This window comes from Streptomyces griseoaurantiacus, from assembly GCF_036189845.1.
Classification (GTDB): Bacteria; Actinomycetota; Actinomycetes; order Streptomycetales; family Streptomycetaceae; genus Streptomyces; species Streptomyces griseoaurantiacus.
In genome coordinates this window covers 6,811,234-6,831,813 of sequence record NZ_CP108326.1, presented here as the reverse complement: position 1 = coordinate 6,831,813, position 20,580 = coordinate 6,811,234, and the positions used below count along the sequence as shown (strand labels likewise).

Below are 20,580 nucleotides of genomic sequence, written 5' to 3'. Positions count from 1 at the left end.
CACCCGAACAAGCGGCGTTCGAGCGCCGGCCGGTGTTCGAACGCCGACTAGGGTAGGCACATGCCCGTCTCCCCCGCCGGTCCCGAGCTGCGCGCGGACTGCTCCCGCTGTTTCGCGCTCTGCTGCGTGGCCCTGCCGTTCAGCGCCTCCGCCGACTTCGCCCGGGACAAGGCGGCGGGCACGCCGTGCCCGAACCTCGGCGGCGACCACCGGTGCGGCATCCACGACCGGCTGCGGCCCGAGGGATACACGGGTTGCACGGTCTACGACTGCTTCGGCGCCGGACAGAAGGTCTCGCAGGTCACCTTTGGCGGGCGGGACTGGCGGACCGGCGGCCGGGAGCACGCCCGGCTGATGTTCGCCGTCTTCCCGGTCGTCGAGCAGTTGCACGAGCTGCTCCACCACCTGGACGAGGCCCTCGCCCTGCCCGCCGCCCGCCCTGTCCACGCCGAGCTGCGCCGCGCCCGGGAACGCGTGGAGCGGCTCAGCCTCGGCACCCCGGACGAACTGGCCGGGCTGGACGTCGGACCGCACCGGCGGGAGGTGGGCGCCCTGCTGCAGCGGGCCGGCGAGCTCGCCCGGGCGGGCCTGCGCGGCCGCCGCAAGGACCGCCGGGGCGCCGACCTGGCCGGTGCCCGCCTCAGAGGAGCCGACCTGCGGGGCGTCAGCCTGCGCGGCGCCTGTCTGATCGCGGCCGACCTCACCGGCGCGGATCTGCGCGGCGCGGATCTCCTCGGCACCGATCTGCGCGATGCCGACCTCACGGACGCCGACCTCACCGGCGCCCTGTTCCTGACCCGGCCGCAGCTCACCGCCGCGCGCGGCGGCGCGGGCACCAGGCTGCCGGCCTCACTCCCCCGCCCCGCGCACTGGACGGCCCGGGGCTGAGGAGTCCTCCGGCGGTGACGCCCGCACCGGTTCGGGGGCCTCGCGCCGTTCCAGTCCCAGTCGCAGTCCTTCGGGCATGAGCGTGAGCCGTTCGGCGATCCGGAGCCGGTAGGCGGGGTCCGGCTTCACGGTGTAGCGGCGCAGGAGCAGTCCCAGGACGAGCGTGGCCTCGTGCAGGGCGAACTGCCGTCCGATGCAGGCGCGGGCGCCGGTGCCGAAGGGCTTGAAGGTGTGCGCGGGGCGGGCCCGTACGGCGGCGGCCTCGAAGCGGCCGGGGTCGAAGCGCTCCGCGTCGGGGCCCCACACCTCGGGGTCCCGGTGCAGCAGCGGGGTGAGGACGAGCGTCCAGGCGCCGCGCCGCATCGGGTGCTCCCCGGCGAGCACGGTGTCCTCGCGTGCCTCGCGGGCGAACGCGGGCGCGGTGGGCCACAGGCGCAGCGACTCGTCGAGTATCCGGCGCACCAGGCGGAGCCGGGCGACCCGGTCGTAGCCGGGCCGGGGGTCCTCGCCCCAGACCTCGTCGACCTCGGCCCGGGCGCGGGCGGCGATCTCCGGGTGGCGGGAGAGGTGGTACAGGGCGAAGGAGAGCGCGCCCGAGGTGGTCTCGTGTCCGGCGACGAGGAAGGTGATGACCTGCCGGCGCACGTTGTCCGGGGCGAGCCGCTCGCCGGTCTCGGGGTGCGCGGTCTCCAGCATCCGGTCGAGCAGGTCCCCGGTGCTCCCGGAGCCGTCGGCCTCGCGGCGGGCGGCGACGACCGCGTCGACCGTGCGGTTGAGCAGCGCGATGTCGTCCTCGTTACGGCGGGCGGCGGCCCGCAGGAGGAGCGGGGCGAGGGGCCCGGGGACGGCGTTGCGGCGCTGGGCGTGGGTGAGGGTGCCGATCATCGCGGTGACGAAGGGGTGCGGGCGGGGGCGTTCGAAGGAGCCGAAGTCGTGTCCGAAGCCGGTGCGGGCGATCGTCTCCAGGGTCAGTTTCGTCATGTCGGCGGGTACGTCCACGGGGCGGCCCGCCCTCTCCTCCGCGTCCCAGCGGTCGAGCAGCCGTTCGGCGACGTCCAGCATCATCGGGTGGTAGCCGCTCATCGCCTCGCGGCTGAAGCCGGGCGCGAGCACGTCGTGGGCGAGCTGCCAGTTCGGCTCGTGGTTGTAGGCGGTGAACAGCCCGTCTCCGGCGACGGGGCGCAGATTGGCCACACCGAGGCCGACGTGCTTGGCGAACCTGGACTCGTCGGCCAGGTCGGCGGCGTACCGGCCGCCCCAGACGAAGACGAACTCCCGCCGGAAGACCTTGCGCCGGTATATCGGGCCGAGGAGGCGGCCGTGGCGCATCGCGTCCTGCAGCGGGCGGCGCACGTCGGCGCCGAGCACGTCCCCGGCCAGCGGCAGCCGGCGCGGGGGGTGGGGTATGCGGTGCAGTGCGGGCCAGCCCGCCTCCGCGCCGCGGAACCCCTTGGGCAGTCCTTCCGGTGTGCCGGGCGCCGTCCGGGCGGCGGCCTCCGTCCTCGTCCGGGCCATGACACCCTTCCCCTCGGCGCGGCGGCCGGGTCACGCCCCCGGCGCACCTCGTGTTGTACGTGGGTTCAATAACGCGGCCAGTGTGGTCCCCGCCCGAGGCCCCGTCAAGCGTCCGCGAGGCCTGCGGACTCGGGGCCGGGGGCGCCCGGTCGCGGGTCCGCCCGGCGGTCTCGTCCGCGAGCCCGCGCTACACCGGCGTCACCACGGTCGAGACCTCCCTCGACGACATCGACACGCGGCACCCCGGCCTGGCCCGGCTGATCGGCGACGGTTCCGTCGCGGTGTACGGCGTGAACCGGGGGATCGTCGCCCCGCGCAACAGGGGCGGCCATGTGAAGGTGTACGCCCAGTTCCGCGCACCCCTCGACCGTCCCGCGCACCCGGACCAGGCCGACGGGGAGGCCGTGCGGGCCTCACTGCTCACCCTGTTCGAGGGCTGGGCCTCCCCCGTCCTCGACCTCCTGCGGCAGGGCACCTCCTTCACCCGCCGACCCCTGTACGCCCTCCCGGCGTCGCACACCTGGACCCATGTTCCGGGGGTGACCCTGCTGGGTGACGCCGCGCATCTGATGCCGCCCCTGGGAGCGGGGGCGAACCTCGCGATGCTGGACGGTGCCGAACTCGCCGAGGCGCTCGCCGCCGGACCCGCCGGACCCGCCGGACCCGCCGACCCCGACGAGGCCGTCCGCGCCTTCGAGGAGCGGATGTGGGAGCGGGCCGGCCGCTGGGCGCGGATCACGGCGGCCGGACTGGAACGCCTGGTGAGCCCCGACCCCGCCGAGGCCCTCGCCCTGTTCGAGGAGGTCCACCAGGAGGCCCCGGCCTCCTGACCGCCCCGCGCGCGGCGTGGGACGGCGCGCGGCCCCAGTACAGTGCGGCCATGACCGACGGGGGCAGGGTGCGGGTGCGGCGGCGGTTGAGCACGGAGGAGCGCCGGGAGCAGTTGCTGTCGGTCGGGGCACGGCTGTTCTCGGACGACCCCTACGAGGACGTGCGGATCGAGCGGGTCGCCGAACTCGCCGGGGTGTCGCGCGGACTGCTCTACCACTACTTCCCCACCAAGCGGGACTTCTTCGCCGCCGTCGTCGCGCGCGAGAGCGAGCGGATGCTGCGGATGACGGCGGCCGTGCCGGGGGTTTCCGTACGCGCCCAGTTGCCCGCCGGGCTCGACACCTTCCTCGGCTACGTGGCGGAGCACGCGCACGGCTTCCGCGCCTTCCACCGCGCCGACGCGGCCGGCGACCGGGCGGTGCGTCAGGTGTACCGGCGCTCGCTCGCCGCCCAGGAGCGGCAGATCCTCGCGGCGCTCGCGGCCGACCCCGAGTTCGGGCCCGCCGGGGAGGGGCCGGAACTGCGGATGGCGGTGCGCGGGTGGCTGGCCTTCACCACGGCGGTGTGCCTGGAGTGGCTGCGGCACGGGGAGCTGAGCCGGGAACAGGTGCGGGACCTGTGCGTGCGGGCGCTGTGGGGAGCGGTCTCGGCCTGAGGACGGGTCCCGGCGCGGGCCGGCCGTCGCGGGGGTGTGCGGTTGGCGTACCCCGCGAACTCCGATAGGTTAGGCGAGGCTTACCTAAGGAGGCTTGGGCATGGGTGACTCCCACACCTGGACGGCGGCGCCCACCGCGGCGGAGCACGCCCGGTCGGTGACGGCCGCCGCGTGGAGCTGCGCGGTGACCTCGGAGGGCGGCAAGGAGGAGTTCCTCGGCGCCCACCGTGTCGGGGCCGACGGCGGGATCCTGCTGACCGTGCCCGAGGACAGCGGCCTGCGCACCGCCGCCCTCTGCGCGCCGCGCGGCGAACCGGCGGCCGTGCTGGAGTTCGCCGACGTCGCCCCCGTGCCGGTGCGGGCACGGATCCGCGCCCGGCTGTGGCTGGCCGGCTGGTTCACGGCACGGGAGGAGCACCTCCTCTTCCGCCCGACGCGGATGGTGCTGCGGCGGGCCTCCGGCGCGGTGCTGGTCGACCTCGACGAGTACGCCGCCGCCGCGCCGGACCCGCTGGCGGAGGCGGAGGCGCGACTGCTGACCCACCTCGCGGACTGCCACCCCGACGCCGTGGAGCGGCTGAGCCGGCTGATGGAGCACGGGCATCTGCAGGGCGCGGTGCGGGTGCGGCCGCTCGCGGTGGACCGGCACGGGCTGACGCTGCGGGTCGAACGGGCCCGGGGGCACGGTGACGTGCGGCTGACCTTCCATCGCCCCGCGGACGACGTGGTCCAGTTGACGGAGCGCATCCATGTGCTGCTCGCGCAGGCGGCGCGGGCCTGCGGGGCGAGGGCCCTGCCGCACCTCAAGGGCAACGGCGGCTGAACACCCCCTCCTCCGGCCCGGAGCTCGCGCTCAGCGCGGGGACAGGCTGGAGCGGCGGACGACCAGTTCGGGCTGGAGCACGACCCTGCGGTGCTCGTGCGGGCGGCCCGCCGGCCCCGTCTTCGCCTCGGCCTCCGCCTCCGTCTCCTCCAGCAGCAGCTCCGCCGCCAGCGCGCCCATCGTGACCGCCGGCTGCCGCACCGAGGTGAGCGGCACGGCGGCGGCCGCCGCGAACTCGATGTCGTCGTAGCCGACGATCGCCAGGTCCTCCGGCACCCGCACCCCCGCCGCGAACATCGCCTGCAGCACCCCCAGCGCCAGCAGGTCGTTCGCGCAGAACACGGCGGTGGGCCGCTCGGCCAGACCGAGGAGCCGCGCGCCCGCGTCACGGCCCGCGGCCACGTCGAGCCGTTCGGTGGGCAGTTCGCGCAGCACGTCCGCGTCGAGTCCCGCCTCGGCGAGCGCGTTGAGCGCACCCGTGCGCCGGTCCCGCACCTGGTTGAGCCCGGGCGGCCCGCTGACGTACGCCAGCGAGCGGTGCCCGGCGTCGACCAGGTGCCGCACCGCGAGCGCCCCGCCCGCGACGTCGTCGACGGAGACGGAGCACTCGGTGGTGCCCTCGGCGACCCGGTCGACGAGGACGAACGGGATCCGGTGGCGGCGGAAGGCGTCGATGTTGCGGCCACTGGCGTCGGTGGGCGTCAACAGCACGCCCCGCACCCGCTGTTCGGCGAAGAGGGCGAGGTACTCGGCCTCCTCGCCGCTGCTCTGGGCGCTGTTGCAGACCATCACCCCGAGCCCGGCGTCCCGGGCGGCCCGTTCGGCGCCGCGGGTGACGTCGACGAAGAAGGGGTTGCCCATGTCGAGCACGAGCAGCCCCATGATCCGGCTGCGTCCGGCCCGGAGCTGGCGGGCGGACTCGCTGCGGACGTAGCCGAGCCGGTCGATCGCGGAGAGCACCCGGGCACGGGTCTCGGAGGCGACCGTGTCGGGCCGGTTGATGACGTTGGAGACGGTGCCCACCGAGACTCCGGCGGCACGGGCGACGTCCTTGATACCCACTGAACGGGCCATGGCGCAGGGACCTCCAGTGAGGGCTCGGGTGAGATGGTCGGACGGGGCGGGCGGGAGGAGCGGGCGGCCGGGCGGTCCGCGCGGGACGGCCGGCCGCGGGGCTCAGGCGAGGTGGAACACCTCGGTGAGCGGTTTCATCGCCTCGTCGGGGCGGCTTCCGTCGAGCGTCTCGAAGAGCGGGCCCATCTCGGCCTGCCAGCGGCCGTTGACCTCGGTGGTCTCCATGCCGGCCCTGGCCGCCTCGAAGTCCTCGGTCTCCAGGTAGCCGACGAGCAGGCCGTCCTCACGCAGGAAGAGCGAGTAGTTGTGCCAGCCCGTGGACGACAGTGCCTCGCGCATCTCCGGCCACACGGAGGCGTGCCGCTCGCGGTACTCGGCGACGCGGTCCTCGCGGACCTTGAGGAGGAAACAGACGCGCTGCATGGACTACCGCTCCCTGAGGGGGTGGAGCGGGCCGCCCGGGGGGCCGGTGACCCGAGGGCCACCGGTACCGCGACCGGCCCGCGCTCGCCGGGACCCCCGGCGAGATCGAACGATCAGTGAAGAATAAGGCACCATAAGGCACCGTTCGGCCGTCGCTCAGAAGTTGAACCGGTCGATGTTCTTCTTGTCGAACACGGTGGGCTTGCCGAGCGCGATCACGCCGTCCTTGCCGATCGTGTACTCGCCGAGGTCACCGGCCTTGAAGGTCTCGCCCTCCTTGCCGGAGATCTGTCCGGAGGACAGCGCGACGGCTGTGCGGGCGGCGAGCTCGCCGAGCTTCGCCGGGTCCCACAGCTCGAACGCCTCGACGGTGCCGTTCTTGACGTACTTGCGCATGTCGTTCGGGGTCCCGAGGCCGGTCAGCTTGACCTTGCCCTTGTACTTGGAGCCGGACAGGTACTGGGCGGCCGCCTTGATGCCGACGGTGGTGGGCGAGATGATCCCCTTCAGCCCGGGGTGCTCCTGGAGCAGGCCCTGGGTCTGCTGGAAGGACTGCTGGGCGTCGTCGTTGCCGTAGGCCGTCTTGACGAGCTTGATGTCCTTGTACTTGTCCTTCTTCAGCTCGTCCTTCATGAAGTCGATCCAGGTGTTCTGGTTCGTCGCGGTCTGCGCGGCGGACAGGATCGCGATCTCGCCCTTGTAGCCGATCTGCTCGGCGAGGAGCTGCACCTCGGTGCGGCCGAGGTCCTCGGCGGAGGCCTGGGAGATGAAGGCGTTGCGGCAGTCGGTCTTGGTGTCGGAGTCGTAGGTGACGACCTTGATCTTGTTGTTCATCGCCTGCTTGAGCGCGGTGCACAGCGCGCCCGGGTCCTGCGCCGAGACGGCCATCGCGTCGACCTGCTGCTGGGTCAACGTGTTGACGTAGGAGACCTGGCCGGAGGTGTCGGTGGCGCTGTTCGGGCCGACCTCCTTGTAGCTGGAGCCGAGTTCCTTCAGCGCCTTCTCGCCGCCCTTGTCGGCGCTGGTGAAGTAGGGGTTGTTGACCTGCTTGGGCAGGAAGGCGACCGTCAGGCCCTTCTTCGTCGCGGCGTTCGGGTCGGCCTTGCCGGCCGACTTGTTCGTGCCGCCCTCGTCCTTGACGTCGTTCTTGGTGGTGCCCCCGCACGCGGTCAGGGCGAGCGCGAGGGAGGTGGCGGCGGCGAGGGCGGCACAGGTACGGCGGATGTTCGGCGAGCGCATGACGTCGATTCCTTTACGGGTGTACCAACGAGGGACGGGGCGGGGGCTTACGGAGTCGGGGCGGCCGTCGGTTCGCGGCTCGTGGGGTTCGCCGGTGGCGCGGCCCTGCGGCCCGCCCGCGCGACGGAGATCTGCCGTGCCACCCGGGGGCCGAGCACGGAGACGACCAGCAGGACGCCGGTGACGACGATCTGCGACTGGGCGGAGACGTTGAGCAGGCTCATCGCGTTCTGCAGCGCGCCGAGCAGGAAGACACCGGCGATCGCGCCGCCGAGGGTGCCCTTGCCGCCGTCGAAGTCGATCCCGCCGAGCAGGACCGCGGCGACGACGGAGAGTTCGAGGCCGGTGGCGTTGTCGTAACGGGCGCTGGCGTAGTGCAGGGCCCAGAAGATTCCGGTGAGGGAGGCCATGAAGCCGGTGGCGACGAAGAGGATCAGCTTGTGCCGCTTGACCCGGATGCCGGCGAACCGGGCGGCCTCCTCGCTGGCGCCGATCGCGAAGAGCGAGCGTCCGAACGGGGTGGCGTGCAGGACGACCACGGCGATCGCGAGCAGCACCAGGAACGGGAGGAAGGCCTGCGGCAGGAAGGTGTCGCCGAGGCGGCCGGCGGCGAAGTCCAGGTACCGGGTGGGGAAGTCGGTGACCGCGTCGGAGCCGAGCACGATCTGCGCGATGCCCCGGTAGGCGGCGAGGGTGCCGATGGTGACGGCGAGGGAGGGCAGTCCGAGCCGGGTGACCAGGAGCCCGTTGACCAGTCCGCACACCGCGCCGAGCAGCAGGCACAGCGGAATGATCGTCTCGATGCTCATGCCCTGGTTCCACAGGGCGCCCATGACGGAGCCGGACAGGCCCGCGGTGGAGGCGACGGACAGGTCGATCTCGCCGGAGACCACGAGCAGGGTCATCGGCAGCGCGATCAGCGCGATGGGCAGGGTGTTGCCGATGAGGAAGGACAGGTTCAGCGCGTTGCCGAAGCCGTCGACGAAGGCGAAGGAGAGCAGCAGCAGGACGAGGAGCAGGGCACCCACCGCCGAGTCCCACCTTCCCAGGCCGGGCCGGCGGACGAGGCGCGTCAGGGAGTCAGGCATGGCGGGCGTTCCTCTTCTTCAGTGCGTCGGCCACCCGCAGGGCGACGATCCGGTCGACCGCGATGGCCAGGATGAGCAGCACACCGTTGATGGCGAGCACCCAGACGGAGCTGACGCCGAGGGCGGGCAGCACGCTGTTGATGGAGGTCAGCAGCAGGGCCCCGAGGGCGGCCCCGTACACGCTGCCGGAGCCGCCGGTGAAGACGACGCCGCCGACGACGACGGCGCTGACGACGGTGAGTTCGTAGCCGTTGCCGGTGCCGGAGTCGACGTTGCCGAAGCGGGCGAGGTAGAGCGCGCCGGCCAGGCCCGCGAGGGCGCCGCAGAAGGTGTAGGCCAGCAGGATGCGCTTGCGCACGGGGATGCCGGCGAGGCGGGCGGCCTCCGGGTTGGAGCCGAGCGCGTACAGCTCCCGGCCGCTGCCGAAGTGTTTGAGGTAGTAGGCGGTGCCGACGAGCACCACCGCCGCGATCATCGCGAGCCACGGCACGGCGGAGAGGCCGCCGGAGCCGAAGTCGACGAAGCCGCCGGGCAGGTCGGCCGCGGTGATCTGCCGGGAGCCGACCCAGATGGAGTCGATGCCGCGGATGATGTAGAGCGTGCCGAGGGTGACGACGAGCGCGGGCACCTGGCCGAGGCTGACGAGCAGCCCGTTGAGGAGGCCGAAGCCGATGCCGAGCAGCACGGCGAGCAGGATCGCCACGGCGGGGTTGCCGCCGCCGTGGAGGTAGAGGCCCGCGGCGAAGGCGCTGATGCCGAGGGTGGAGCCCACCGACAGGTCGACGTTGCGGGTGAGGACGACGAGGGACTGGCCGGTGGCGACCAGCACCAGGATGGTCGCGTTCAGCAGCAGGTCCTTGATGCCCTGTTCGGACAGGAACTCGCTGTTGCCCGCCTGGGTGAGGGCGATCATCACCAGGAAGACGAGGAGGATGGCGAGTTCGCGCATCCTGAAGACGCGGTCGACGAGCCGGGTGCCGCTGGACTTGGGCACCTCGGTGGCGGCGGGGTGCGGAGTGGTCACCGTCATGCGGCGGCCCTCCCGGTGGCAGCGGCCATCACGGATTCCTCGGTGGCTTCGGAGCGGGGGATCTCGGCGGTGAGCCGGCCCTCGTGCATGACGAGGACCCGGTCGGCCATGCCGAGGATCTCGGGCAGGTCGGAGGAGATCATCAAAATGGCGACGCCGTCGGCGGCCAGCTCGCCGAGCAGGCGGTGCACCTCGGCCTTGGTGCCGACGTCGATGCCGCGGGTGGGCTCGTCGACGATGAGCACCTTGGGGCCGGTGGCCAGCCACTTGGCGAGGACGACCTTCTGCTGGTTGCCGCCGGACAAGGTGTTGACGGTGTCGGCGATGCGGGCGTACTTGACCTGGAGTTTGACGGCCCAGTCCAGGGAGCGGCTGCGTTCGGCGCCGCGGTCCATCAGCCCGGCCCGCACCGTGGTGCGCAGCCCGGTGAGTCCGATGTTGCGCTCGATGGACATGTCCATCACCAGGCCCTGGGCGCGGCGGTCCTCGGGGACCAGGGCGAGCCCGGCGGCCATCGCGGTGGAGGGTGCGCCGTTGGTGAGCCCGCGCCCGTCGAGTTCGACCTCCCCGGCGTCCCAGCGATCGATGCCGAAGACCGCGCGGGCCACCTCGGTGCGCCCGGCGCCGACGAGTCCGGCCAGGCCGACGATCTCGCCGCGCCGCACCTCGAAGGAGACGTCGGTGAAGACGCCCTCGCGGGTCAGCCGGCGGACGCTCAGGGCGACCTGGCCGGCCTTGACGTCCTGTTTGGGGTAGAGCTCGTCGAGTTCGCGGCCGACCATGCGGCGGACCAGGTCGTCCTCGGTCATTCCGGCCAGCGGTTCGCTCGCGATCCGGGCGCCGTCGCGCAGTGTCGTGACCCGCTCGCAGATCTCGAAGATCTCCTCGAGGCGGTGCGAGATGAACAGCACCGCGGCGCCCTGCTCGCGCAGGGTGCGCACCACGCCGAAGAGGCGGGCGACCTCGCTGCCGGTGAGGGCGGCGGTCGGTTCGTCCATGATCAGGACGCGGGCGTCGAAGGAGAGCGCCTTGGCGATCTCCACGATCTGCTGGTCGGCGATGGACAGTCCGCTCGCCGGGCGCTCGGGGTCGAGGTCGACGCCGAGCCGCGCCATGAGGGCCGCCGTGGCCGCGCGGGTGGCCCGGTGGTCGATGCGGCCGAGGGCGCGCCGCGGCTGCCGGCCCATGAAGATGTTCTCGGCGATCGACAGGTCGGGGAAGAGGGTCGGCTCCTGGTAGATCACCGCGATGCCGGCGTCCCGCGCGTCGCCGGGCCCGTGGAAGACGGCCGGGGCGCCGTCGAGCAGGAGCTGCCCGGAGTCGGGCCGGTGCACTCCCGCGAGTGCCTTGATGAGGGTCGACTTGCCCGCGCCGTTCTCTCCGGCGAGGGCGTGCACCTCGCCTGGGAACAGCTCCAGGGACACGTCCCTCAGGGCACGCACGGCCCCGAAGGACTTCGACACGCCCCTCAGTGCGAGCACGGGGACCGGGCCCTTGTCGGCCGGCTGGGTCATGAGGGCTCCTCGACGACGTACGGAGGAGGCCCTCACCACGTCGTGAAAGGTTTCAACTGGATGGCCGGGACGTTAGAAGTTCCGCACAGTCGGCGTCAATGGGTTCCGGACACAATTCTCGTCCGCCGTAGGTCACAAGACCGTCACGCGTAACGGTCCTTCCCCGAAGGGTTGACACCCCTGTCGGGTCGCCTTAGCTTCCCTCCTGAATCGTTTCACAACCTGCTGCTTCGCGGCACGGACGCGCCAGTGCCCGGCCGTGAGGATCGTTCCGACGTCACGGGAGTCACGAAGTGACCGAGCTCGCCGCGGTGAAGGCCGCCCTCAAGACCCAGGCCATCGAGACGCCGTCGTGGGCGTACGGCAACTCGGGAACCCGGTTCAAGGTCTTCGCCCAGCAGGGCGTGCCCCGTGACCCCCGCGAGAAACTGGACGACGCGGCCAAGGTCCACGAGTTCACGGGCGCGGCCCCGACGGTCGCCCTGCACATCCCCTGGGACAGGGTCGACGACTACGCCGCGCTGGCCGCGCACGCCGAGGAACGCGGAGTGAGGATCGGCGCGATCAATTCGAACACCTTCCAGGACGACGACTACCGGCTGGGCAGCATCTGCCATCCCGAGGCCGGTGTGCGCCGCAAGGCGGTCGACCACCTGCTCGAATGCGTCGACATCATGGACGCCACCGGCTCCCGCGACCTGAAGCTCTGGTTCGCCGACGGCACCAACTACCCCGGTCAGGACGACCTCCGCTCCCGTCAGGACCGCCTGGCCGAGGGCCTCGCCGAGGTCTACGAACGCCTCGGCGAGGGGCAGCGGATGCTGCTGGAGTACAAGTTCTTCGAGCCGGCCTTCTACGCCACGGACGTCCCGGACTGGGGCACCGCCTACGCGCACTGCCTCAAGCTGGGCGAGAAGGCGCAGGTCGTCGTCGACACCGGCCATCACGCGCCCGGCACCAACATCGAGTTCATCGTGGCCACCCTGCTGCGCGAGGAGAAGCTCGGCGGCTTCGACTTCAACTCCCGCTTCTACGCCGACGACGACCTGATGGTGGGCGCGGCCGACCCCTTCCAGCTCTTCCGGATCATGTACGAGGTGATCCGGGGCGGCGGCTACACCTCCGAGACCGCCTTCATGCTCGACCAGTGCCACAACATCGAGGCGAAGATCCCGGCGATCATCCGCTCGGTGATGAACGTCCAGGAGGCCACGGCGAAGGCGCTGCTCGTGGACGGCGAGGCGCTCGCGGCGGCGCAGCGCGCCGGGGACGTGCTGGAGGCCAACGCGGTGCTGATGGACGCGTACAACACCGATGTGCGCCCGTTGCTCCGTGAACTGCGCGAGGAGTCGGGGCTGGCCCCGGACCCGATGGCGGCGTACCGCGCCGACGGGTGGCAGGAGCGGATCGTCGCCGAGCGGGTGGGCGGCGAGCAGGCGGGGTGGGGCGCGTAGGCACCGAAGGTCATCGACCGGCTCCGTCCGGCTCGTCCGGCTCGTCCGGCTCGGCCGGCCGCGGGCCGGTCCGGGGCCGGACGCGCTCCGCTACGGAGCCGTGAGAGACGACAACCCCGCGCCCCCCCGGGCCGCTCCCCTCCCCCTGCCGCCCACGTCACACAAGGACGGAAGACGCACATGGCACTGCATCCCGCCGCCGAGGACCTGCTCGCCCGCTCGCACCGGCTCGGCGCCGACCCCCGCAACACCAACTACGCCGGCGGCAACACCTCCGCCAAGGGCACCGCGACCGACCCCGTCACCGGCGGTGACGTGGACCTGATGTGGGTCAAGGGGTCCGGCGGCGACCTCGGCACCCTGACCGGGGACGGCCTCGCAGTGCTGCGCTTCGACCGGCTGCGGGCGCTCAGGGACGTCTACCCGGGCGTCGAGCGCGAGGACGAGATGGTCGCCGCCTTCGACTACTGCCTGCACGGCAGGGGCGGCGCCGCGCCCTCCATCGACACCGCCATGCACGGCCTGGTGGACGCCGCCCACGTGGACCACCTGCACCCCGACTCCGGCATCGCGCTGGCCTGCGCGGCCGACGGGGAGAAGCTGACCGCCGAGTGTTTCGGCGACAGCGTGGTGTGGGTGCCCTGGCGGCGCCCCGGCTTCCAGCTCGGACTGGACATCGCGGCCGTCAAGGCGGCCCACCCGGAAGCCGTCGGCTGCGTCCTCGGCGGGCACGGCATCACCGCGTGGGGCGACACCTCCGAGGAGTGCGCGCGCAATTCGCTGCACATCATCCGCACCGCCGAGGCCTTCCTGGCCGAGAAGGGCAGGCCCGAACCCTTCGGCCCGGTGCTCGACGGCTACGCGCCGCTGCCCGGGGCCGAGCGGCGGGAGCGGGCGGCGGCGCTGGCGCCCCACGTGCGGGCGCTCGCCTCCAGGGACAAGCCGCAGGTGGGGCACTTCGAGGACGCGGACGTCGTCCTGGACTTCCTGTCCCGGGCCGAGCACCCCCGGCTCGCGGCACTCGGCACCTCCTGCCCCGACCACTTCCTGCGCACCAAGGTCCGCCCGCTCGTCCTCGACGTGGCTCCCACCGCACCGCTGGAGGAGGCCGTCGCCCGGCTGAAGGAGCTGCACGCGGAGTACCGCGAGGAGTACGCCGCCTACTACCGGCGGCACGCCGGACCCGACTCCCCCGCGATGCGCGGCGCCGACCCGGCGATCGTGCTGGTGCCGGGCGTGGGCATGTTCTCCTTCGGCAAGGACAAGCAGACGGCGCGGGTGGCCGGCGAGTTCTACGTCAACGCGATCAACGTGATGCGGGGGGCGGAGGCCGTCTCGACGTACGCGCCGATCGAGGAGTCGGAGAAGTTCCGCATCGAGTACTGGGCGCTGGAGGAGGCCAAGCTGCGGCGGATGCCGAGGCCGAAACCGCTGGCGACCCGGGTGGCGCTGGTGACCGGCGCGGGCAGCGGCATCGGGAAGGCGATCGCGCACCGGCTGGTGGCCGAGGGCGCCTGCGTCGTCGTCGCCGACCTGAACGCGGAGAACGCCGCCGCCGTCGCCGAGGAGCTGGGCGGAGCGGACCGGGCCGTGGCGGTCACCGTGGACGTGACGGACGAAGAGCAGATCGCGGAGGCGTTCAGGGCCGCCGTGCTCGCCTTCGGCGGGGTCGACCTGGTCGTCAACAACGCCGGCATCTCCATCTCCAAGCCGCTCCTGGAGACCACCGCGAAGGACTGGGATCTTCAGCACGACGTCATGGCCCGCGGTTCCTTCCTCGTCTCCCGCGAGGCGGCCCGGGTGATGATCGCGCAGGGGCTGGGCGGCGACCTCGTCTACATCGCCTCGAAGAACGCGGTGTTCGCCGGCCCGAACAACGTCGCCTACTCGGCGACCAAGGCCGACCAGGCCCACCAGGTGCGGCTGCTCGCGGCCGAGCTGGGCGGGCACGGCATCCGCGTCAACGGCGTCAACCCGGACGGCGTGGTGCGCGGTTCGGGCATCTTCGCGGGCGGCTGGGGGGCCCAGCGGGCGGCGACGTACGGCATCGAGGAGGAGAAGCTCGGCGAGTTCTACGCCCAGCGGACCCTGCTCAAGCGCGAGGTGCTGCCGGAGCACGTCGCGAACGCGGTGTTCGCGCTGACCGGCGGGGACCTGACGCACACCACCGGGCTGCACGTCCCGGTCGACGCCGGCGTCGCCGCCGCGTTCCTGCGGTGAGCGAGCCCGTGAAGTCCTACGCCGCGGTCGACCTGGGCGCCTCCAGCGGGCGCGTCATGGTCGGCCGCGTCGGCCCCGGCACCCTGGAGCTGTCCGAGGCGCACCGCTTCCCCAACCGTCCGGTGCGCCTGCCCGAGGGGCTGCGCTGGGACGTGCTGGGGCTGTACGGGGGTGTCCTCGCGGGGCTGCGGGCGGCCGGCCCGGTGGACTCCGTCGGCATCGACAGCTGGGCCGTGGACTACGGGCTGCTCGACGCGGACGGGGCACTGCTCGGCAACCCGGTGCACTACCGCGACGCCCGCACCGAGGGGGTCGCGGAGAAGGTGTGGGAGACGGTGCCGGCCGCCGAGCTGTACGCGGCGACCGGCCTGCAGTACGCGCCCTTCAACACCCTGTACCAACTCGTGGCCGCCCGCGGCACCGCCCAACTGGCGCGTGCCGAGCGGCTGTTGCTGATACCGGACCTGCTGGCGTACTGGCTCACCGGCGAGCAGGGCACCGAGCTGACCAACGCCTCCACCACCCAGCTCCTCGACCCCCGTACCCGGGACTGGGCGCACGGCCTCGCCGCCCGCCTCGGCATCGACCTGGACCTGTTCGCGCCGCTGCGGCGGCCGGGCGATCCGGCGGGACTACTGCGGCCCGGGGTGCTGGAGGAGACCGGGCTGACCGGCCCGGTGCCGGTGACGACGGTGGGCTCGCACGACACCGCCTCGGCGGTGGCCGCGGTCCCGGCCGAGGGCGAGCGGTTCGCGTACATCTGCACCGGGACCTGGTCGCTGGCGGGCCTGGAGCTGGACGCGCCGGTGCTGACGGAGACGAGCCGGAAGGCCAACTTCACCAACGAGCTGGGCCTGGACGGCACCGTCCGGTACCTGCGCAACATCATGGGCCTGTGGCTGCTCCAGGAGTGCCTGCGGGACTGGGGCGAGCCGGACCTGGCCGCGCTGCTGCGGGCGGCGGCCGAGGTGCCCGCGCTGCGGTCGGTGGTGGACGCCGGGGACGCCGCGTTCCTCGCGCCGGGGCGCATGCCCGAGCGGATCGCGGAGGCGTGCCGGGCCACCGGGCAGCCGGTGCCGGACTCCCCCGCAGAGACCACCCGGGTCATCCTCGACTCGCTCGCGCTGGCCCACCGCGGGGCGATCGCCGAGGCGCGGTCGCTCGCGGACCGTCCGGTCGACGTGGTGCACATCGTCGGCGGCGGCGCCCGCAACACCCTGCTGTGCCAGCTCACGGCCGACGCCTGCGGGCTGCCGGTGGTGGCGGGGCCCGCCGAGGCGGCGGCACTCGGCAACGTCCTGGTGCAGGCGCGCGCCCACGGGCTGGTCGGCGACCGGGCCGGGATGCGCCGGCTGCTGGCCCGCACCCAGCCGCTCACGCGCTACGAGCCGCGCGGCGGCACCGCCGCCTGGCGGGCGGCCGGGGCCCGGCTCGCCGCGCGGGCGGCAGGGTCCGCCCCCGTACGACGACGGGATGCGGCGGGTGGCACGGGGTAAGGTCCCCTACCGCCGTCGCGTCGTACGCCGTACCTCTCAGATGATCGACAGCAAGGAGCCACCATGCGTGTCGCCCTCTTCCTGACCTGCGTCAACGACACGCTCTATCCCGACACCGGCCGTGCCGTGGTGAAGCTGCTGAGACGGCTCGGCGTCGAGGTGGACTTCCCCGCCGGCCAGACCTGCTGCGGGCAGGCGCACTACAACACCGGCTACCGGCACGAGGCCGAACCGCTGGCCCGGCGGTACGCCGAGGTCTTCGCGGACTACGACGCGATCGTGACGCCCTCCGGGTCCTGCGGGGCGATGGTGCGGGAGCTGTACCCGCGGATGGGCGAGCGCGCGCGGGCGGAGGGCCGGGGCGACACCCTGGCCCGCACACTCGCGCCGGTCGTGCCGAGGACGTACGAGCTGAGCGAGTTCCTGGTCGACGTCCTGGGCGTGAGCGACGTCGGCGCCTTCTACCCGCACACGGTGACCTACCACCCCACCTGCCACGGGCTGCGCGCCCTGGGCCTCGGGGACCGGCCGCTGCGGCTGCTGCGGGCGGTGAAGGGGCTGGAGCTGGTCGAACTGCCGGGCGCCGAGGAGTGCTGCGGCTTCGGCGGCACGTTCGCGGTGAAGAACGCCGACGTGTCCACCGCAATGGGCGTCGACAAGGTGCGCAACGCGGAGGCCACCGGCGCGGACGCGCTGTGCGCGGCGGACAACTCCTGCCTGATGCACCTGGGCGGCACGATGAGCCGGCTGAAGGTGGACATGCGGCCGGTGCACCTGGCGGAGATCCTGGCGAGCACGGAAGAGGAGCCCCTGGTATGAGCGGGACGAGCGGCGGCACGTACCTCGGGATGCCCGCGTTCCCCGAGGCGGCACACGACGCGGTCCGCGACACCACCCTGCGCGGCAACCTGCGGCACGCCACCCACACCATCCGCGCCAAGCGCGCCCACGCGGTCGCCGAGGTGTCCGACTGGGCCGAACTGCGCGAGGCGGGGAAGCGGATCAAGGACCACACGCTGCGCCATCTGGACCGCTACCTGGTGCAGGTGGAGGAGACGGTGACGGCGGCGGGCGGCACCGTGCACTGGGCGGCCGACGCCGAGGAGGCCAACCGGATCGTCGCCGGACTCGTCCGGGAGACCGGCGAGTCGGAGGTCGTCAAGGTCAAGTCGATGGCCACGCAGGAGATCGGGCTCAACGAGGCGCTGGAGGCCGAGGGCATCCGCGCCTACGAGACCGACCTCGCCGAGCTGATCGTGCAGTTGGGCAAGGACCGGCCCTCGCACATCCTCGTGCCCGCCATCCACCGCAACCGGGGTGAGATCCGGGAGATCTTCGCGCGGGAGATGAGCGAGTGGGGCAGGCCCGCGCCCGAGGGGCTCACCGACTCCCCCGCCGAACTCGCCGAGGCGGCCCGGCTGCACCTGCGGGAGAAGTTCCTGCGCGCCAAGGTCGGCATCTCGGGCGCCAACTTCGTGGTCGCCGAGACCGGCACGCTCGTCGTCGTGGAGTCCGAGGGCAACGGGCGGATGTGCCTGACCCTGCCGGAGACGCTGATCTCGGTGGTCGGCATCGAGAAGATCGTGCCGACCTGGCGGGACCTGGAGGTGTTCCTGCAGACGCTCCCGCGCTCCTCGACGGCTGAACGGATGAACCCGTACACCTCGATGTGGACCGGGACGTCGGACTCCGACCGCGCCGACGGGCCGAGAACCTTCCACCTGGTGCTGCTGGACAACGGGCGCACCGACACCCTCGCCGACGAGGTCGGCCGGCAGGCGCTGCGCTGCATCCGCTGCTCCGCCTGCCTGAACGTGTGCCCGGTGTACGAGCGGGCCGGCGGGCACGCCTACGGCTCCGTCTACCCGGGCCCGATCGGCGCCATCCTGAGCCCGCAACTCAGGGGCACCGGAAGCGAGATCGACGCCTCGCTGCCGTACGCCTCCTCGCTGTGCGGGGCCTGCTACGAGGTGTGCCCGGTCGCCATCGACATCCCCGAGGTGCTGGTGCATCTGCGCGAGCGGGTCGCGCAGGGCGGCACGGCGACCCGTGAGGGCGCCAAGGTGGTGCTGCGGCCGGCCAAGGGGCACGCCGCCGAACGCGCGGCGATGCGGGCCGCCCGCTGGGCCTTCGGCCGCCCCGGCGCCCTGCGCGCCGGCCAGCGGCTCGCCTCCCGCACCCGCCGCCTGCACCCCCGTACGCTGCCCGGTCCCGGCCGGGCGTGGAGCGAGAGCCGGGACCTGCCGCCGGTGCCGGCGGAACCCTTCCGGGACTGGTGGCGGCGGACGAACGGCGGAGAGGACGGGGCGAAATGAGCGACAGGGACGTCATTCTGGGCCGGGTGCGGCGCGCGCTGGCCGACGTGACACCGGACGGGACGCCCTACGAGGCGGCCCTCCCCCGCGACTATCTGCGCGAGCACGGGGAGCGGTCGCTCGCACGGACGGTGGAGCTGCTCGCCGAGAACCTGGCGGACTACCGGGCCCTCGTGCACCGGTGCGCCGGCGTGCCGGAGCTGTCCGCGCTGATCGCCGTGCTGCTCGCGGGCCGGGGCGCACGGTCGGTGCTGGTCCCGCCGGGGCTCGACGGGGCGTGGCTGGCCGACACCGGCGCGGAGGTGACCCGGGTCGCGGACGAGGCGGCGAGCACCGCGGCGGAGCTCGACCGGGTGGACTCCGTGGTCACCGGCTGCGCGGTGGCGGTCGCCGAGACGGGCACGCTCGTCCTCGACGGGAGCCCGGACCAGGGCCGCCGCCGGATCACGCTGATCCCGGACCACCACATCTGCGTGGTGCGGGTGCCGGAGCAGGTGGTGGGCTCCGTCCCGCAGGCCGTGGCACGGCTGGACCCGCGCCGCCCGCTCACCTGGATCTCCGGCCCCTCGGCGACGAGCGACATCGAACTGAACCGGGTGGAGGGGGTGCACGGACCGCGCACCCTCGAAGTGGTCCTGCTGGGCGACGCGTGAGGCGGAGCCGGTCGGCGCGGCCTCAGGACAGGGGGCCGGTGGGCGCGTGGTCGTCCGGTGCGGTGAGGTACGCCTCCGCCGCCTTGCTGAACGCGGCCACCAGGCGGCTGCGGTCCCCCGCGCGCGTGGCGAGGACGACGTGGCTGGGCGGGACGTCGCGCAGCGGCACGACGGTCAGGTCGGGGCGCGGCACGCCTCCGTCACGGGCGGCGGGGACGATGGCCACCGCCTCCCCGCTCGCCACGAGCTCGAACTTGTCCTCGTAGGACTCGGCCAGCGGCCCGTCAGGCACGGGGCTCCCGTCGGGCCGGGGGTCCATCCGCCAGTAGGCGTTCCATTCCGGGTCGGGCACACGGAGCAGCGGCTCGTTCGCGATGTCCTCGAGGCCGAGGGACTCCTTGCCGGCCAGCGGGTGGTCGGCCGGCATCAGCAGCATGCGGATCTCCTCCCGCAGCACCGTCACCCGCAGCCCCTCGGTGGGGAGGGGCAGCCGGGTCACCATCGCGTCGACGCGGTGCTCCCGCAGTGCCGCGGCCGAGTCGCCGAACTCCACGAACACCGCCTGCACCTCGGCGTCCGGGTGCCGGCGCCGCAGGGCGCGGACGGCGGGGGTGACGATGAGGCCGCGGGTGTAGCCGACGAGGAGCCTGCTGGGTTCGGCGGCGGCCCGGGTGGCGGCCACGGTCTGGTCCGCGGACCGCAGCAGGGAGCGGGCCCGCGGCAGGAAGACCTCCCCGGCCGCGGTGAGGACGTTGCCCTGCGGAGTGCGGTCCAGGAGCCGGGCTCCGAGCTGCTGCTCCAGCCGGTGAACCTGGCGGCTGAGCGAGGGCTGGGTGAGGTGGAGGTGCGTGGCGGCCCGGCCGAAGTGCCGGTGCTCGGCGACCGCCACGAAGTAGCGGACCAGCCGCAGGTCGAGATCGGGCGCGGAGGCCGATTCGGTCATGCCCACAGCGTACTCACCCGGAGGGGGAAGCTGCCACATCCCACCGGGCTGAGCTGTGGTGATGCCCGAAGCGCAACACGTGGTGCGCATCGGTCCCGGGAGCCCGGGCCCCGACCCGGACCCGGGCCGCGGGACCGCCGCGGTCAGTCGCGGTGGCCGGTCCGGCCGGGTTCGCCCTCGGGGTGGCCCTCGGCGGCCTCGCGGTTGGCGTGGCGGCTGGTGGTGAGGGGGTCGCCGGAGCCGCCGGGGGTGCCGGCGGAGGTGTCGGTGTCCTCCTCCTCGCCGAGCTCCTTCAGCTCCTCCAGGACCTCCTCGGCCGCGGTGCCGGCCGGCTTGCCGCCCGTGTCGTCCGTCCTGTGCGCCTCGTGTCGTGCGGTGTTCTCGTGCATGGCACCCGAGTACCCGGGGTTGCGCCGTCC

At 73.2% G+C, this 20,580-nt stretch carries 18 protein-coding genes and 1 pseudogene; 10 read left to right on the top strand and 9 right to left on the bottom strand.

Annotation, left to right across the window (positions count from 1 at the left end):
* Positions 1-60: 60 nt before the first annotated feature.
* Positions 61-888 (top strand): pentapeptide repeat-containing protein, encoded by an 828-nt coding sequence (locus OHB09_RS30010; RefSeq protein ID WP_006139305.1) that lies wholly within the window; start codon positions 61-63, stop codon positions 886-888.
* Here OHB09_RS30010 and OHB09_RS30005 read toward each other — a convergent pair.
* Positions 850-2,403: a cytochrome P450 gene (locus OHB09_RS30005; RefSeq protein WP_191892206.1), complete on the bottom strand. Its 1,554-nt coding sequence runs from the start codon at positions 2,401-2,403 to the stop codon at positions 850-852. The two genes, OHB09_RS30010 and OHB09_RS30005, sit on opposite strands and share 39 nt — an antisense overlap.
* Before the next feature lie 128 nt (positions 2,404-2,531).
* Here OHB09_RS30005 and OHB09_RS30000 point away from each other — a divergent pair.
* From OHB09_RS30000 to OHB09_RS29990, 3 genes and pseudogenes are all read left to right on the top strand, one after another.
* Positions 2,532-3,233: pseudogene (locus OHB09_RS30000) on the top strand (FAD-dependent monooxygenase); the annotation flags it as partial.
* A gap of 50 nt (positions 3,234-3,283) precedes the next feature.
* Positions 3,284-3,889 carry a TetR/AcrR family transcriptional regulator gene (locus OHB09_RS29995; RefSeq protein ID WP_328922841.1) on the top strand — a complete coding sequence of 202 codons (606 nt, stop codon included), beginning with the start codon at positions 3,284-3,286 and terminating at the stop codon, positions 3,887-3,889.
* Positions 3,890-3,989: 100 nt separating this feature from the next.
* Positions 3,990-4,712, top strand: a complete 723-nt coding sequence (locus tag OHB09_RS29990; protein ID WP_328922840.1) for a DUF2470 domain-containing protein — start codon at positions 3,990-3,992, stop codon at positions 4,710-4,712.
* Positions 4,713-4,742: 30 nt separating this feature from the next.
* On the opposite strand, the gene OHB09_RS29985 is transcribed toward OHB09_RS29990, so the two are convergent.
* The 6 genes from OHB09_RS29985 to OHB09_RS29960 form a co-directional block, all read right to left on the bottom strand.
* Positions 4,743-5,786, bottom strand: coding sequence for a LacI family DNA-binding transcriptional regulator (locus tag OHB09_RS29985; protein WP_328922839.1), 1,044 nt, complete (start codon positions 5,784-5,786; stop codon positions 4,743-4,745).
* Positions 5,787-5,888: 102 nt separating this feature from the next.
* Positions 5,889-6,209: an L-rhamnose mutarotase gene (locus OHB09_RS29980; RefSeq protein ID WP_328727847.1), complete on the bottom strand. Its 321-nt coding sequence runs from the start codon at positions 6,207-6,209 to the stop codon at positions 5,889-5,891.
* A 156-nt stretch (positions 6,210-6,365) separates the two neighbouring features.
* On the bottom strand, positions 6,366-7,448 hold the full coding sequence (gene rhaS, locus OHB09_RS29975; protein WP_093598048.1) for a rhamnose ABC transporter substrate-binding protein: 1,083 nt from the start codon (positions 7,446-7,448) through the stop codon (positions 6,366-6,368).
* Between the two features lie 47 nt (positions 7,449-7,495).
* On the bottom strand, positions 7,496-8,536 hold the full coding sequence (locus OHB09_RS29970) for an ABC transporter permease (RefSeq protein WP_328922838.1): 1,041 nt from the start codon (positions 8,534-8,536) through the stop codon (positions 7,496-7,498).
* Positions 8,529-9,566, bottom strand: a complete 1,038-nt coding sequence (locus OHB09_RS29965; protein WP_006139319.1) for an ABC transporter permease — start codon at positions 9,564-9,566, stop codon at positions 8,529-8,531. Before OHB09_RS29965 ends, OHB09_RS29970 begins: the two co-directional genes overlap by 8 nt.
* A complete protein-coding gene (locus tag OHB09_RS29960) occupies positions 9,563-11,080 on the bottom strand; it encodes a sugar ABC transporter ATP-binding protein (protein ID WP_191892210.1) in 1,518 nt (505 codons plus the stop codon). Before OHB09_RS29960 ends, OHB09_RS29965 begins: the two co-directional genes overlap by 4 nt.
* 293 nt (positions 11,081-11,373) lie before the next feature.
* On the opposite strand from OHB09_RS29960, the gene rhaI reads away from it, so the two are divergent.
* The 6 genes from rhaI to OHB09_RS29930 all read left to right on the top strand — a co-directional run bounded on the left by rhaI (position 11,374) and on the right by OHB09_RS29930 (position 19,218).
* On the top strand, positions 11,374-12,534 hold the full coding sequence (gene rhaI, locus OHB09_RS29955) for an L-rhamnose isomerase (RefSeq protein ID WP_006139321.1): 1,161 nt from the start codon (positions 11,374-11,376) through the stop codon (positions 12,532-12,534).
* A gap of 180 nt (positions 12,535-12,714) precedes the next feature.
* A complete protein-coding gene (locus OHB09_RS29950) occupies positions 12,715-14,754 on the top strand; it encodes a bifunctional aldolase/short-chain dehydrogenase (RefSeq protein WP_328922837.1) in 2,040 nt (679 codons plus the stop codon).
* Between the two features lie 8 nt (positions 14,755-14,762).
* Positions 14,763-16,250 (top strand): rhamnulokinase, encoded by a 1,488-nt coding sequence (locus tag OHB09_RS29945; RefSeq protein ID WP_191892213.1) that lies wholly within the window; start codon positions 14,763-14,765, stop codon positions 16,248-16,250.
* Between the two features lie 63 nt (positions 16,251-16,313).
* The gene (locus OHB09_RS29940) at positions 16,314-17,069 is read left to right on the top strand and encodes a (Fe-S)-binding protein (RefSeq protein WP_191853510.1); all 756 of its coding nucleotides are present in this window, start codon (positions 16,314-16,316) and stop codon (positions 17,067-17,069) included.
* Positions 17,066-18,565 (top strand): LutB/LldF family L-lactate oxidation iron-sulfur protein, encoded by a 1,500-nt coding sequence (locus OHB09_RS29935; protein WP_234527887.1) that lies wholly within the window; start codon positions 17,066-17,068, stop codon positions 18,563-18,565. Before OHB09_RS29940 ends, OHB09_RS29935 begins: the two co-directional genes overlap by 4 nt.
* A complete protein-coding gene (locus tag OHB09_RS29930; RefSeq protein ID WP_328922836.1) occupies positions 18,562-19,218 on the top strand; it encodes a LutC/YkgG family protein in 657 nt (218 codons plus the stop codon). Before OHB09_RS29935 ends, OHB09_RS29930 begins: the two co-directional genes overlap by 4 nt.
* A 22-nt stretch (positions 19,219-19,240) precedes the next feature.
* Here the strand turns inward: OHB09_RS29930 and OHB09_RS29925 are convergent, their stop codons facing one another.
* Both OHB09_RS29925 and OHB09_RS29920 read right to left on the bottom strand, forming a co-directional pair.
* Positions 19,241-20,161, bottom strand: coding sequence for a LysR family transcriptional regulator (locus OHB09_RS29925; protein WP_040894609.1), 921 nt, complete (start codon positions 20,159-20,161; stop codon positions 19,241-19,243).
* A 143-nt stretch (positions 20,162-20,304) separates the two neighbouring features.
* Positions 20,305-20,550, bottom strand: a complete 246-nt coding sequence (locus tag OHB09_RS29920) for a hypothetical protein (protein WP_006139329.1) — start codon at positions 20,548-20,550, stop codon at positions 20,305-20,307.
* Positions 20,551-20,580: the final 30 nt, after the last annotated feature.

Coding starts and splice junctions, on each gene's coding strand:
- OHB09_RS30010 (WP_006139305.1), top strand. CDS start 61: ATGCCCGTCTCCCCCGCCGGTCCCGAGCTGCGCGCGGACTGCTCCCGC.
- OHB09_RS30005 (WP_191892206.1), bottom strand. CDS start 2,403: ATGGCCCGGACGAGGACGGAGGCCGCCGCCCGGACGGCGCCCGGCACA.
- OHB09_RS29995 (WP_328922841.1), top strand. CDS start 3,284: ATGACCGACGGGGGCAGGGTGCGGGTGCGGCGGCGGTTGAGCACGGAG.
- OHB09_RS29990 (WP_328922840.1), top strand. CDS start 3,990: ATGGGTGACTCCCACACCTGGACGGCGGCGCCCACCGCGGCGGAGCAC.
- OHB09_RS29985 (WP_328922839.1), bottom strand. CDS start 5,786: ATGGCCCGTTCAGTGGGTATCAAGGACGTCGCCCGTGCCGCCGGAGTC.
- OHB09_RS29980 (WP_328727847.1), bottom strand. CDS start 6,209: ATGCAGCGCGTCTGTTTCCTCCTCAAGGTCCGCGAGGACCGCGTCGCC.
- rhaS (WP_093598048.1), bottom strand. CDS start 7,448: ATGCGCTCGCCGAACATCCGCCGTACCTGTGCCGCCCTCGCCGCCGCC.
- OHB09_RS29970 (WP_328922838.1), bottom strand. CDS start 8,536: ATGCCTGACTCCCTGACGCGCCTCGTCCGCCGGCCCGGCCTGGGAAGG.
- OHB09_RS29965 (WP_006139319.1), bottom strand. CDS start 9,566: ATGACGGTGACCACTCCGCACCCCGCCGCCACCGAGGTGCCCAAGTCC.
- OHB09_RS29960 (WP_191892210.1), bottom strand. CDS start 11,080: ATGACCCAGCCGGCCGACAAGGGCCCGGTCCCCGTGCTCGCACTGAGG.
- OHB09_RS29950 (WP_328922837.1), top strand. CDS start 12,715: ATGGCACTGCATCCCGCCGCCGAGGACCTGCTCGCCCGCTCGCACCGG.
- OHB09_RS29940 (WP_191853510.1), top strand. CDS start 16,314: ATGCGTGTCGCCCTCTTCCTGACCTGCGTCAACGACACGCTCTATCCC.
- OHB09_RS29935 (WP_234527887.1), top strand. CDS start 17,066: ATGAGCGGGACGAGCGGCGGCACGTACCTCGGGATGCCCGCGTTCCCC.
- OHB09_RS29930 (WP_328922836.1), top strand. CDS start 18,562: ATGAGCGACAGGGACGTCATTCTGGGCCGGGTGCGGCGCGCGCTGGCC.
- OHB09_RS29925 (WP_040894609.1), bottom strand. CDS start 20,161: ATGACCGAATCGGCCTCCGCGCCCGATCTCGACCTGCGGCTGGTCCGC.
- OHB09_RS29920 (WP_006139329.1), bottom strand. CDS start 20,550: ATGCACGAGAACACCGCACGACACGAGGCGCACAGGACGGACGACACG.